The organism is Desulfovibrio sp. MES5, from assembly GCF_002237645.1.
Classification (GTDB): Bacteria; Desulfobacterota; Desulfovibrionia; order Desulfovibrionales; family Desulfovibrionaceae; genus Desulfovibrio.
Map to the genome: position 1 here is coordinate 1 of NZ_MJUZ01000006.1, position 12,322 is coordinate 12,322.

A 12,322-nucleotide genomic window follows, 5' to 3' on the forward strand; every position below is an offset into this window, starting at 1 on the left:
GCTCTTCCGAGGCATTTCAAAGGAAACGCTGATTTATTCCGTTTGGCGGCGTTGCTTCACTCTCTGCATCTGCGTCTGCCTGCGCCTACGCCTTCTTGCTTAAAACCCTCAATCTGCCCGCCACGGCCTCGCCGTAGCGTACGCGCCACCACCAGCGGCGCGCGCGCAGGCGGGCGCGGTCAAGGCACAGGTACACCACGGGCGTGGTATAGAGCGTCAGAATCTGGCTCACCAGAAGGCCGCCCACAATGGTCACGCCAAGGGGCTGACGGATCTCGGCTCCGTCGCCCTGGCCCAGCATCAGAGGCACGGCCCCGAGGATAGCGGCTGCGGTGGTCATCATGATGGGCCGAAAGCGCAGCAGACATGCCTCATAGATGGCTTTGTCCGGGGGCAGATTGCGGCTGCGCGAAGCCTCCAAGGCAAAGTCGATCATCATGATGGCGTTCTTTTTGACGATGCCGCACAGCAGCAACACGCCGATAAGGGCAATGACGCTGAACTCCATCTTGAAGAGCATGAGCGCCAGCAAGGCCCCGCCCCCGGCTGAAGGCAGCGTGGACAAAATGGTCAGAGGATGGATGAGGCTTTCGTACAGCATGCCCAGAACGATATACAGCGCAGCCAGGGCCGCCAGAATAAGAATGACCTGATTGCCTGCCGTGTCGCTGAACATCTTGGCGGTACCCTGAAAGCTGCCCACAATGGTGGAGGGCATGCCGATCTTGACCCGCGCCTCATCAATGGCCGTCTGCGCCTGAGAAAGCGCCGAACCCGGCGCAAGGTTGAAGGAAAGGGTCACAGCGGCGAACTGCCCCTGATGCGAGACGGAGAGCGGCGCAAAGGACGGAACCACATGGGCGACGCTCAATAGGGGAACCAATCCCTCTTTGCCCGGCAGGTAGACCTTTTCAAGGGCTTCTTCGCTTTGCAGCCAGTCCGGCCCGTATTCCAGCACCACGCGGTACTGGTTCTTGTCGCGGTAAATGGTGGAGACCTGGCTTTGCCCAAAGGCAGTGCCCAGGGCCGAATCTACGTCCTTCATGGTCAGCCCGTGCCGTGCCAGGGCGTCGCGGTTGACTGTGACCGTCGTTTGCAGGCCGCGCTCTTCAATATCGCTGTCCACATCCTTGAAGAGCGGCAGTGACGCAAGCTCCCGCTGCATGCGGCGGCCCCAGGTGCGCAGATCATCCAGATTATCGGCCTGAAGGGTGTACTGGTACTGTGAACGCGAACCGCGTCCGCCCATCATGATGTCCTGCGACGGCTGCAAAAAAATCTGCAAGCCGGGTTCGCCGGAAAGCTTGCCGCGCAGCCTGCCTATGACGGCCTGCGCGCTCACCTTGCGCTCAGCCAGGGGCTTGAGGGCGATAAAGACGCCACCGCCCGCGCGCCCGCCGGTAATATGGGCAGAAACCTGCTGCACCGCCGGGTCCGCGCGTATAATTTCCACAAGTTTGGCCAGCTTGACCTGCATGGCCTGAAAGGACGCGCTCTGGTCGGCACGGATGCCGCCCATGATGACGCCCGTGTCCTGCTCGGGAAAAAACCCCTTGGGCACGGTGATATACATCCATACATTGGCCGCCACCACGAGCAGCAGAACAAACATGGTCAGGCGCGTATGCCGCAGCACCACAGGCAGGCTTTTGGCGTAGCCCGCCTGCATGCCCGAAAGCACCCGGCCCCACGCGTCGCCCAGCCTGGCGAAGAATCTGCGCACAAGGCCGCAAAGACCGCCAGCGCACAACCGCTGCGCCTGGGCAGCGGCCCTGGCGTCGTGCGCGCTCTGGTTCATGGGCCGCAAAAGCTTGGCGCACATCATGGGCGTGGTGGTGAGTGAAACCACCATTGAAACAAGCACCGCCGTGGTCAGCACCACGGAAAATTCGCGGAACAGCCGCCCCACCACGCCGCCCATAAAAAGAATGGGCGCGAACACCGCCACCAGCGAAATAGAAATGGACACAACGGTAAAGCCCACTTCCCGTGCGCCGCGCAGGGCGGCCCGCAGTGGGGTTTCGCCAAGTTCCAGACGGCGAACGATGTTTTCAAGCACCACAATGGCGTCGTCCACCACAAAACCCGTGGAGACAGTGAGCGCCATGAGCGAAAGGTTGTCCAGACTGTAGCCGCAGAGGTACATGACCCCAAAGGTGGCAATGAGCGACACCGGCGCGGCCACCGCCGGAATACTGGTGGCGCGCCCGTTGCGCAGAAAAAGAAACGTCACCAGCACCACAAGAGCCATGGCCAGCACAAGGCTTTTTTCCACTTCATGCAGTGATGCGCGGATAGTCAGCGAGCGGTCCATGCGCAAATCAAGGTCGGCGCTCTCCGGCAGCCAGGAGCGCAACTGGGGCAGCATTTCTTTCACCCTGTCCACAGTCTCGATGATATTGGCGCCGGGCGAGCGAAAAACGATAAGCAACACTGCAGGTCTGCCGTTGGAGACAGCCATGGCGCGCACGTCCTGCGCGCTGTCCACCACTTCCGCCACATCTGCGAGACGTATGACCCTGCCGCCGCTGCGGCCCACGATGAGGGGCTTGTACTCTTCCGCCTTGTGCAACTGGTCATTGGCGCTCACCAGCCAGTAGTTCGTCTCGCTTTCAATCTGCCCTTTGGGCAGATAGGCATTGGCTGAGGAGAGCGCCTTGCGCACGTCCGCCATGCTCAGGCCCAACCTGTTGAGGGCGTCGGGGATGACCTCCACACGCACCGCAGGCAGCGCGCCGCCGCCCACAATAACTTCACCCACGCCAGCAAGCTGGGATATTTTTTGCGCCAGCACCGTGGAAGCCGCATCGTACAGTTGCGAGCGGGTCAGCACGTCCGACGTGATGGACAGAATCATTATGGGAGCGCCCGCCGGGTTCACCTTACGGTAGGAGGGATTGGACGGCATGGTCGGCAGGGTGGAACTCGCCGCGTTGATAGCCGACTGCACGTCGCGGGCCGCGCCGTCGATATTGCGGTTGAGATCAAACTGCAAAATAATCTGGGTGGCGCCAAGACTGCTGCTTGAGGTCATTTCCGTAACCCCTGCGATGCGCCCCAAAGCCCGCTCCAGCGGCGTGGCCACCGTGGCGGCCATGGTTTCCGCCCCTGCGCCGGGCATGTTGGCCCGCACCATAACCACGGGAAAATCCGTATCCGGCAGTGGGGCCACGGGCAAAAGCCCAAAGGCCACAATGCCCGCCAGGGTGATGGCTATGGTCAGAAGGGCCGTAGCCACGGGCCGCCGGATAAAGGGCGCGGAAATATTCAGGGGCAGCACCTGAGGGCCGAGCCGATGGCCGGGCTCCGGCTTTCTGCGCACACGGGGGGTATCCGGCCTGCCGCCTGTTCCGGCTTCCGGGGGGCGGTTCATGACCTGCCCTCTTCGGGCCGCGCGGGCGCGTTCATGCCTGAAATGTGGCCCGAGGTCTGGCCCCCGGCCCGGCTTGCGGATGCGGCGCCCGGTTCACCCGCGTCCTGGCCGCGCACACGGCGGCTTAAGCGGTCGAACCACAGATAGATCACTGGCGTCGTAAAAAGCGTCAGCATCTGGCTGACAATAAGGCCGCCCACCATAGTCACGCCCAGGGGACGCCGCAACTCGGCGCCCATGCCCCAACCCACCATGAGGGGCAGCGCGCCCAAGAGGGCCGCCATGGTCGTCATGAGAATGGGCCGCAGGCGCAGCAGGCAGGCCTGACGAATGGCGGCCAGCGGCTCTTTGCCCTCATTGCGTTCGGCGTCAAGGGCGAAGTCTATCATCATGATGGCGTTCTTTTTGACAATGCCTATGAGCAGGATGATGCCGATAATGCCCACCACGCCCAGCTCCATGCCCCCCAGCATGAGGGCCAGCAAAGCCCCTACGCCTGCAGAAGGCAGGGTGGAAAGAATGGTCACGGGGTGGATATAGCTTTCGTACAATACGCCCAGCACGATATACATGGTCACAATGGCCGCCAGAATGAGCCACACCTGATTATTTGTAGATGACACGAAGGCCTGGGTAGCCCCCTGAAACTGGATGCGTAACGAATCCGGCAATCGCAGACCCTCAAACGTGGAGTTGATGGTCTTTACAGCCGCGCCCAGTGAAGAATCCTGTGCCACGTTGAAGGATATGGTCGCCACGGGAAACTGCCCCTGACGCGCTATGGAAAGCTGAGTGGGACGTTCCTCCACCGTGGCGATGCTGGTGAGGGGTACGGGCTTGCCGTCGCCGCCCTTGACGTAGATATTTTCAATGTCCTGCGGCCCCTGACGGAAGCGCGGAGCCACCTCAAGCACGACCTTGTATTGGTTGGTCTGGGTAAATATGGTGGAAATGAGGCGCTGGCCCAAAGCGTCGTACAGGGCGTTGTCGATATCAGACATGCTGATGCCGAGCCTTCCGGCCGCGTCACGGTTGATATTGAGCCAGGCCATGCGGCCAGGGTTCTGGTAGTCGCTGGTCACAAGCTCAAGCTGGGGCTGCTGGCGCAGGGCGTCCACCATCCGCCGCACCCAGGCGTCAAGCTGCGCCTTGTCCAGAGCTTCCACCGTAAGCTGATACTGGCTGCGGGACACGCGGTCCTCAATGGTCAGGTCCTGCACGGGTTGCAGATACAGCGTCATGCCAGGCAGGGCGGCGGCCTTGTTCATGATGCGCCGGGCTATGGCGGGCGCGCGGGCGTCACGGTCATCAAGCGGGCGCAGCTCTATGCTCAGGCGCGAAGTGGCCATGGTCTGGTTGATGCCGTCCACTCCCACAAAAAACACCACGCTTTCCACTGCCGGGTCTTCAAGAATGACCTGGGCAAGCTCACGCTGTCGTGTGGCCATGGCCTTGAAGGACGTGTCCTGCGGGGCTTCGGCCACGCCCTGTATGACGCCCGTGTCCTGCACGGGAAAAAATCCCTTGGGCACCAGCACATACAGCAGCACGGTCAGCACCAGGGTGCCCACGGCCACGGCCAGGGTGAACTTTTGATGGGCCAGCACCCAGTCCAGCCTGCCCTCGTACCACAGGAGCAGGCGGGCAAAAAAACGACCCTCGCTTTTCTGGCTTGCGTGGCGCTCCGGCCGCAGCATGACGGCGCAAAGCATGGGCGTCAGCGTCAGTGATATGGCCGCAGAAATAAGAATGGTCACGGCCAGCGTGACGGCGAATTCCCTGAACAGCCTGCCCACCACATCACCCATGAAGAGCAGGGGAATAAGCACGGCCACCAGCGAAATGGTCAGGGATATGATGGTAAAGCCTATCTGCCCCGCGCCCGTAAGCGCTGCCTCACGCGGGCGCATGCCCTGCTCCAGATAGCGGGAAATGTTTTCAATGACCACGATGGCGTCGTCCACCACAAAACCTGTGGCGATAACAAGAGCCATGAGCGTGAGGTTGTTGAGCGAATACCCCGCAAGGTGCATGACGCCGAGCGATCCCACCAGAGACAGGGGCACTGCCAGAGCGGGAATGATGGTAGCCTGCGCGTTGCGCAAGAAAAGCCAGATGACCCAGATAACCAGGGCCACGGCCAGCAGCAGTTCAAGCTGCACGTCATGCACTGTGGCGCGGATGGTGGTGGTGCGGTCCATAACCACGCGCACTTCCACATTGCCCGGCAGGGTCTGCTGCAGTACGGGCAAAAGCCGCGTCACGCTGTTGGCCACGCCGATGACGTTGGCCCCCGGCTGCCGCTGCACCGAAAGCACGATGGCCGGGCGAAAGCTCATGCCGTTGCCGGCGACGTAGGCCGCCAGACGTGCGTTCTCGGCCCCTTCCACCACATCGGCCACATCCTTGAGGCGCAGGGGAGCGCCGTCCTTGTAGCCTATGATGGCATTGGCGTATTCCTCCGCCGATGCAAGCTGGTCGTTGGCGTCGATGGTGCTGGCGCGCTCCTGCCCGTCAAAGCTGCCCTTGGCGTCATTGACGTTGGTCTTGGCTATGGCCGTGCGCACATCAGCGAGAGTAAGGCCAGCGTTGGCCAGCGCCCGGGGATTCATCTGCACGCGCACGGCGGGACGCTGCCCGCCCGAAAGCGTTACCAGTCCCACGCCGGGCAACTGCGAAATTTTCTGGGCCATGCGCGTGTCCACCAGGTCTTCCAGCCGGGTCAGGGGCATGGCGTCGCTGGTGACGGCGAGGGTAATGACGGGCGGGTCCGCCGGGTTGACCTTGTTGTATATGGGGGGCGTCGGCAGGTCGGAAGGCAGCAGGTTATTCGCCGCGTTGATGGCGGCCTGCACTTCCTGCTCCGCCACGTCCAGAGCCATAGCAAGGTCGAATTGCAGGGTAATGACCGAAGCTCCGGCAGACGAGAGCGAACTCATCTGCACAAGGCCCGACATGGTGCCGAACTGGCGCTCCAGCGGGGCCGTCACCACGGAGGCTATGACGTCGGGCGAAGCGCCGGGGTACAGCGTCTGCACCTGGATGGTGGGATAGTCTATCTGCGGCAGCGCCGCCACCGGCAGGTAACGGTAGCCCAGAAGGCCAGACAGCAGCAGGGCCACCATGAGCAGGGACGTGGCTATGGGCCGGAGAATGAAGATGCGCGAAAGATTCATGGCGGCATTGTCCTGTACGGCAAAAGCGGCGCTCCGCGTTTTTACGGAGCCTGCCCGGCTTCGGGCGGCGGCGTGCTGCCGGTGGGCGCGTTCCCCTGCGCCTGCGGGGTATTTTGGGCGGCGTTTTGGGCCGCGCCGGAGTCTTCAGCGACGGTTCCGTCCACGGACTCCGCCCTGGGCGTTTCCACTGTGGCCGTCACACGCACGGCAGTGCCGTCCCGCAGGCGGTCCAGACCGTCCACCACCACTCTTTCGCCAGGTTCCAGACCCTTGTCGATGACAGTCAGGCCGCCGGAGCTGACGCCGGGCGTCACTACCTGCAGTTGCGCCTCATCCTGCCCTTTTTCACCCTGGCGAACCACATACACGTAGGCCCCGCGAGTGCCCAACTGCACGGCAGAGGCTGGCACGGTGACGGCTCCCGGCAGGATGCGCACAAGCAGACGCGCATTGACGAACTGGTTGGGGTAAAGAGCGCCGTCCTTGTTGGCAAAGCTGGCCTTGAGGCGCACCGTGCCTGTGGCGCTGTCTATCTGGTTGTCCAGCGAAAGAAGCTGCCCCACGGCCAAAAGACGCTTCTGCTCCCTGTCCCATGCCTGAACGAGCAGCGGCGGGGAACCGGGCAAGCTCTCATTGTGGCGCAGGGCCTGCACCACCAGCGGCACCTGGCTTTCAGGAAGGGTAAAAATGACGTCACATGGGCTGATCTCAGTGATGCGCACAAGACCGTTGGCGTCAGAAGCCTTGATCATGTTGCCTTCGTCCACATTGCGCAGACCGAGCCGCCCGCTGATGGGGGCGGTAACGCGGCTGTATTCCAGTTGCAGGCGGGCCGAATCCACAGCGGCCTGATCGGCCCGCACAACGCCCTCAAACTGCCTCACCAGGGCGCGCTGCGTTTCATACTGCTGCGCCGCTATGTAGTTGCCCTGGGCAAGTTTGGCGTACCGGGCAAGATCGTTGCGGGCATTTTCAAGCTGGGCCTTGTCTTTGGCAAGATTGCCCAGGGCCTGATCCAGGCTGGCCTGAAAGGGGCGCGGGTCTATCTCCGCCAGCAGGTCCCCGGCTTTCACGCGCTGGCCTTCGGCAAAGTGCAGGCGCAGCAGTTGACCGTCAACCCGGCTGGTCACAAGCACGTCGCCAGACGGCAGCACCGTGCCAAGACCGTTAAGAAAATGCGGCACATTCTGGGCCAGGGACGTGGCCACGCGCACTGGCGGAGCATCCATGCTCATGCCGGGGCGGCCGCCTCCCTTGCCCAGCAGCTTCCAGCCCGCCACCACGGCCAGCAGAACCAGAACCACCGCCACCAGCTTACGGCGGCCCGAAAATATGCCGCGAACAGGGCTGATCTGAGAACCTGACATTACACGTTTTCTCCTTGGGCTGCCGGAGGAAAAATAAGGCGAAACACCGTTATCTCTTCCGCTCCGGTATCGGCGGAGGGCAGCAGTTCAAGCAACCAGCCGAGGCGTTCGCAGGCGCGCTGGGCCAAAGAAAGCCCCAGCCCGTACCCTGCGCCATCCCCGTCGGCGTTGTGGTCAGTGGCAGCGCGACGGCGCACGCCGCGCGCAAAAATATCGACATCGCATGGTGTCCGGCCTTTGTTGCCCACCAGCATCCTGCCGGATTCCAGAAGCACAAAAGCGCGCTCATTTTCTGTGTACTTGCAGGCATTGTCCAGCAAATTCTTGAAAATGATTATCGCCAGTTCCCTCTGGGCGCGCGCTGGCGCGTTGGCGGGTATGGCCGTGGCCAGAGCGACCGTGGGGGGCGCGAAAAGACGCGGTCGTGCCGACGCCTCGCGGGGCTGCTCCGGCGCTGACGAACCGCCGCCTTGCGGCTCAGGCCAATATCCGCTGCGCAGCATCAGCTCCACCATGTCGGGCAAACAGCCTGCCGCGCAGGCATCGCCCGATGCGCCAGCCACTTCCGTCACGCGCGCCAGCCCTTCGCGCTCCATTTCGCCTATGACTTCCCGCAGCAAGGCGGCGCAGTCCAAAACCTGAAACTGTATTTCCTCAGGGCGGCGGGCCAGCAACAGCAGCGTGCGCACCGTATCGCTCATGCGGCCTGTGGTGCGCAGAAGCCTGCTGACCACGGGAGCCAGATCCTCACCCTGCTGCAGGCGTCCCAGGCGCATCTCCAGCACTTCAAGCCCGCCCTGCATGACCGTGAGCGGCGTGCGCAGCTCGTGACTCACATCACCGGTAAAATGGCTCTCACGCTGTACAAAACGCCAAAGCGCCTCCTCGCGGGCGGCAATGGCGCGGGCCAGCACGCCGATCTCGTCATCCATATCTGTCATGGGAATGTCGGCGGGCGCGGCGAGCACGGTCATGGCCCGGCCGGCAGGCGGATCACCCCGCATTCCGGATTCCGGGCCGCGCGCGGCTGCGGAGCCGACGGCCATACGGCCCATCCCCGCAGCGGGACGCCCCTCCACCGCCAGGGTAAGCCGCCGCAGGGGATCGGTAAGACGGCGGCTCAAAACCACGGCCAGAAGCACCGCCACAGCCAGCCCGGCCAGCGCGCAGAGCAGCAGAATGCCGTTGAGACGGTCCTTGAGCGCCTGAAAGCCGCCTGTGCCGCCCCGGAGCATGTACTCCACGCCGTCGCGGCGCTCTATGAGAACAAATTCGGCATCATTTTCCACAAAGTGCAGGCCGTCGGGCAGGTCGCGCCACTGCGGCGTCACCTGTTTGCCCACCAGAAACGTCCAGTGCATGGCCGTAGCCAGGTCTTCGCCGTAATACAGCTGGTCGCGCCCGCTGTCTTCAGCCTCCCAGGCGCGCTTTTCTGCCTCGATGAGGGTTTCCATCACCGGGCGGGCATGCCAGCCCACCAGGTAGGTGCCCAGATAGTCAAAGGAAAGATGCCCCACGATACTGAGGGCCGTTCCCATGCCCAGGGCCAGAAAAACGAAAGCCACCAGAATCCGGCGCGCAAAAATGGTGCGGCTTCGGGCTGGCGGCCTGGTGCGGGAAGAAACAGGCGAAGGGGACGCAGCGGGAGCCATCAGTCCACATCCTTGTCAGTACAGGCGTTGGCCAGGCTGGACGGATCAACCGAACGAGACGGGCCAGCCGGGTGAGGCGGACAGGACGGGCCAGATGAAGCCTCATTTTCCGCAGGATCGGCCGCGCCGCCGTCGGCGGGATCGGGACTCAGGCGGTAGCCCACGTGCGGCACCGTATGCAGCAGGGGCAGGCCAAAGGGTTTGTCCAGCTCGCGCCGCAATTCATGAATATGGGTGCGCAGCGCGCTGCCTTCCGGCGGTTCGTCGCCCCACAGCAGCTGTTCCAGATGCTGACGGCGCACAAGCCCCGGAGCAGCGCGCAGCAGTTCCTTGAGAATACGGAATCCCGTGGGGCTCAGACGCAGCCGCCGCCCCTGACGCTCGGCCCAATGCTCCTCATCGTTCAGCGTGAGGTCGGCGCAGGTCCACAGTCCGCCCTTGTCCATTCCCGTGACGCTCTGCATGCGGCCCCGCCGCAGCAAGGCCCGGATGCGCGCCTCCAGTTCCCTGAAGGCAAAAGGCTTGACCAGATAGTCGTCAGCACCGGCCTCAAGCCCAGTCACCCTGTCGGCCACGGCATCACGCGCCGTAAGCATGATGACGGGCGTGACGCATTTGTGCTCCTGCCGCAGACGGCGGCACAGACTCACGCCGTCCAGCCCCGGCAGCATGACGTCCAGCACGATGCAGTCAAAATCTTGCTCAAGGGCCATCTGAAGCCCGGCCTTGCCGTTGCGGGCACAGTCCAGAACATAGCCCATAGGCTCAAGAAAGGCGTAGAGATTGGCGAGGATGTCCTCGTTATCTTCCACAAGCAGAAGAGAGCGCGGCATGGATTACCGTCCCGGCGAATCGTGTGCGTCCACAGTGCCGATGATTGCCAGTGCGTCCACCTGAACCTCATTGGGGCGCTTGCGGTTCCAGTCTATATGGCCGAGCAGGCGCACCTTGTCGTGCGGCGTCACCGTAAGGTGTCCGAACACCTCATTCTTGATTTCCACAATGATCTTGCCGCTGTGGTCCTCAAACAGGTAGCGATTTTTACGGCGGGGCAGCTTTTCAACAATATGCCCTTCAAGCACGCAGGGCGCATCGTCCTGCGCGCCAAGCACATCAGCGGCGCGGGTAACGGTGGCCGCCACGCCGGGGCCTTCAAAGCCCGAAGCCCACACAGTTCCGCCAGAAAAGGCCCCCCCGGCGAAACCTATGGTCAGGGCCAGCAGCACTGCCAACACTCGCATAAACATTCTCCATACATGGCGTGGCCGGATGCAAACCCGGCCACGCAGCACGATCAGTTCAGGATTTCCAGAACCTGGACATCGACCTTGACGGGTTCCATCAGGTCCTTGTCCAGCTTTCCGGAGAGCTTCACGGTTTTTTCAGGAGTGACAGTGCGGCCAGCAAAGACCTCTGTGTCGATATCCACGATTATTTCACCCGTGGCATCCCTGAAGATGTATTTATCATCACTGCCAGCCTTGCGGCCGACAATCTTTCCGGTAAGCAGCACCGGGGCATCGTCTTTGCCCTCCAGCGCCTGCTTGACTGAAGTTATTTCAACGCCCACCGTGGGGCCCTTGAAGCCTCCAGCGCCAGGGCCCTCAAAGGCTGCGTGGGCCGGTACGGCCAGAAGGAGCAACATCAATAAAAGTGCTATACGCATGGCAGTATCCTATATGTTGTGCTTCCGCTTTTGGGCTTGCTGTTTTGAAGCCCCTCATGCGGTAGCTGTTATCCTTGTTTTTCATAGCTGTGAAGGTGCGCGGCCCGGCAGTTCGGCCAGTACGACTAGTCCGACTGGCTCTGGCTGGGCTGGTTCTGGCTGGCCGGTTGGCTCTGGCTGGCCCGGGCAGCGCCGCCGGGGTTGCAGGGCCATGTTGCAAGCCGATTGCAGGGCAGTTCGTATGGCTGCCACAAAGAGCGGGCCGTCTGGCGACGCCCATAGGCGCTTGCCCCAAGGCCGTGGCCTGCCGCGTGCGTGTGGCACTGTGCCTGGCCGCATACGTCTGGTTATTATAGCCTGGTCGTGTCCGCCTGACCATCACAGACTGGCCGTAGCTGCATATGGCCGTGTCCCGCATGTCTGCGTGCGGCATATGGCCAGCATCTTTATTTCAGCGTGGTTTTTTTTGCGGTTTAGCGCAAGACAATTGCGCGGCTTTTCATGTGGGACAGCTCAAAAGCCATCAAAATACACCACGCGATATGAAGCCGGAATTTGCGGGCCCTGCGGCATAAAGCGGACCGCAGGGCAGGAGGCGTCCCGTCCGCCACGGGACAGAAAAAATTTACTTGATAAGGTGCACAGCCCTGACTCCCATAACAGGAGCCTTGTCGGCGGCCACCCTGATTCTGCCCTTGAGGCGAACCTTTGTGCCGGGGGCCAGATTCGCGCCCTTGAGGGCCTTGGGACCGATGGCAGCCGTCATGCGGCCAGTGCCGTCCTCAACAATATAGCGGTTCTTTTGACCGTCGACCTTTTCCACAATGGTGCCCACGATCAAGGCCGGGCTCTTGTTGGGAGCCGTCAACGCCTTGGCGACGGTATCCACTTCCTGCAGCTTTGCCGCGCCCTGGCCTTTTTCGTGCGGGGCCCTGGCTTTGACCTTGTGGGGAGCCGGGGCCGCAACGCCCTGGGAGTCGCTTACGGAGGCGGTGTTTTCAGCGGCATTGGCCGCCTGGACAGGCAGGACAATGGCGGCAGCCATAATCAGAACGAGAACATAACGCATAAATCCTCCAGAAATTTTG

9 protein-coding genes are annotated in these 12,322 nt (G+C 62.4%); 1 reads left to right on the plus strand and 8 read right to left on the minus strand.

Going from position 1 to position 12,322, the window contains the following annotated elements; genetic code table 11:
• Nucleotides 1-85 precede the first annotated feature (85 nt).
• Genes BCS36_RS01795 through BCS36_RS01825 form a run of 7 tightly spaced genes read right to left on the minus strand, consistent with a single transcriptional unit; the run spans nucleotide 86 to nucleotide 11,234 of the window.
• Nucleotides 86-3,373, minus strand: coding sequence for an efflux RND transporter permease subunit (locus BCS36_RS01795; protein WP_291301217.1), 3,288 nt, complete (start codon nucleotides 3,371-3,373; stop codon nucleotides 86-88).
• Nucleotides 3,370-6,549, minus strand: coding sequence for an MdtB/MuxB family multidrug efflux RND transporter permease subunit (locus BCS36_RS01800; RefSeq protein ID WP_291301218.1), 3,180 nt, complete (start codon nucleotides 6,547-6,549; stop codon nucleotides 3,370-3,372). Before BCS36_RS01800 ends, BCS36_RS01795 begins: the two co-directional genes overlap by 4 nt.
• A gap of 41 nt (nucleotides 6,550-6,590) precedes the next feature.
• The gene (locus tag BCS36_RS01805) at nucleotides 6,591-7,916 is read right to left on the minus strand and encodes an MdtA/MuxA family multidrug efflux RND transporter periplasmic adaptor subunit (RefSeq protein WP_291301219.1); all 1,326 of its coding nucleotides are present in this window, start codon (nucleotides 7,914-7,916) and stop codon (nucleotides 6,591-6,593) included.
• Nucleotides 7,916-9,568, minus strand: coding sequence for a HAMP domain-containing sensor histidine kinase (locus BCS36_RS01810; protein ID WP_291301220.1), 1,653 nt, complete (start codon nucleotides 9,566-9,568; stop codon nucleotides 7,916-7,918). The genes BCS36_RS01805 and BCS36_RS01810 overlap by 1 nt, the downstream gene beginning before the upstream one ends.
• Nucleotides 9,568-10,401 carry a response regulator transcription factor gene (locus tag BCS36_RS01815; protein ID WP_291301221.1) on the minus strand — a complete coding sequence of 278 codons (834 nt, stop codon included), beginning with the start codon at nucleotides 10,399-10,401 and terminating at the stop codon, nucleotides 9,568-9,570. Before BCS36_RS01815 ends, BCS36_RS01810 begins: the two co-directional genes overlap by 1 nt.
• A 3-nt stretch (nucleotides 10,402-10,404) precedes the next feature.
• Nucleotides 10,405-10,809, minus strand: a complete 405-nt coding sequence (locus tag BCS36_RS01820) for a NirD/YgiW/YdeI family stress tolerance protein (protein ID WP_291301222.1) — start codon at nucleotides 10,807-10,809, stop codon at nucleotides 10,405-10,407.
• 53 nt (nucleotides 10,810-10,862) lie between these two features.
• Nucleotides 10,863-11,234, minus strand: a complete 372-nt coding sequence (locus BCS36_RS01825; RefSeq protein ID WP_291301223.1) for a YgiW/YdeI family stress tolerance OB fold protein — start codon at nucleotides 11,232-11,234, stop codon at nucleotides 10,863-10,865.
• A 74-nt stretch (nucleotides 11,235-11,308) separates the two neighbouring features.
• Here BCS36_RS01825 and BCS36_RS01830 point away from each other — a divergent pair, with 74 nt between their 5' ends.
• Nucleotides 11,309-11,590 carry a hypothetical protein gene (locus tag BCS36_RS01830; protein WP_291301224.1) on the plus strand — a complete coding sequence of 94 codons (282 nt, stop codon included), beginning with the start codon at nucleotides 11,309-11,311 and terminating at the stop codon, nucleotides 11,588-11,590.
• A 269-nt stretch (nucleotides 11,591-11,859) separates the two neighbouring features.
• Here BCS36_RS01830 and BCS36_RS01835 read toward each other — a convergent pair whose 3' ends face one another.
• Nucleotides 11,860-12,303 carry a NirD/YgiW/YdeI family stress tolerance protein gene (locus tag BCS36_RS01835; protein WP_291301225.1) on the minus strand — a complete coding sequence of 148 codons (444 nt, stop codon included), beginning with the start codon at nucleotides 12,301-12,303 and terminating at the stop codon, nucleotides 11,860-11,862.
• Nucleotides 12,304-12,322 lie beyond the last annotated feature (19 nt).

Bases quoted from the DNA above. Each gene is read 5' to 3' on its own strand.
- BCS36_RS01795 (WP_291301217.1), bottom strand. From the start codon at position 3,373: ATGAACCGCCCCCCGGAAGCCGGAACAGGCGGCAGGCCGGATACCCCC.
- BCS36_RS01800 (WP_291301218.1), bottom strand. From the start codon at position 6,549: ATGAATCTTTCGCGCATCTTCATTCTCCGGCCCATAGCCACGTCCCTG.
- BCS36_RS01805 (WP_291301219.1), bottom strand. From the start codon at position 7,916: ATGTCAGGTTCTCAGATCAGCCCTGTTCGCGGCATATTTTCGGGCCGC.
- BCS36_RS01810 (WP_291301220.1), bottom strand. From the start codon at position 9,568: ATGGCTCCCGCTGCGTCCCCTTCGCCTGTTTCTTCCCGCACCAGGCCG.
- BCS36_RS01815 (WP_291301221.1), bottom strand. From the start codon at position 10,401: ATGCCGCGCTCTCTTCTGCTTGTGGAAGATAACGAGGACATCCTCGCC.
- BCS36_RS01820 (WP_291301222.1), bottom strand. From the start codon at position 10,809: ATGCGAGTGTTGGCAGTGCTGCTGGCCCTGACCATAGGTTTCGCCGGG.
- BCS36_RS01825 (WP_291301223.1), bottom strand. From the start codon at position 11,234: ATGCGTATAGCACTTTTATTGATGTTGCTCCTTCTGGCCGTACCGGCC.
- BCS36_RS01835 (WP_291301225.1), bottom strand. From the start codon at position 12,303: ATGCGTTATGTTCTCGTTCTGATTATGGCTGCCGCCATTGTCCTGCCT.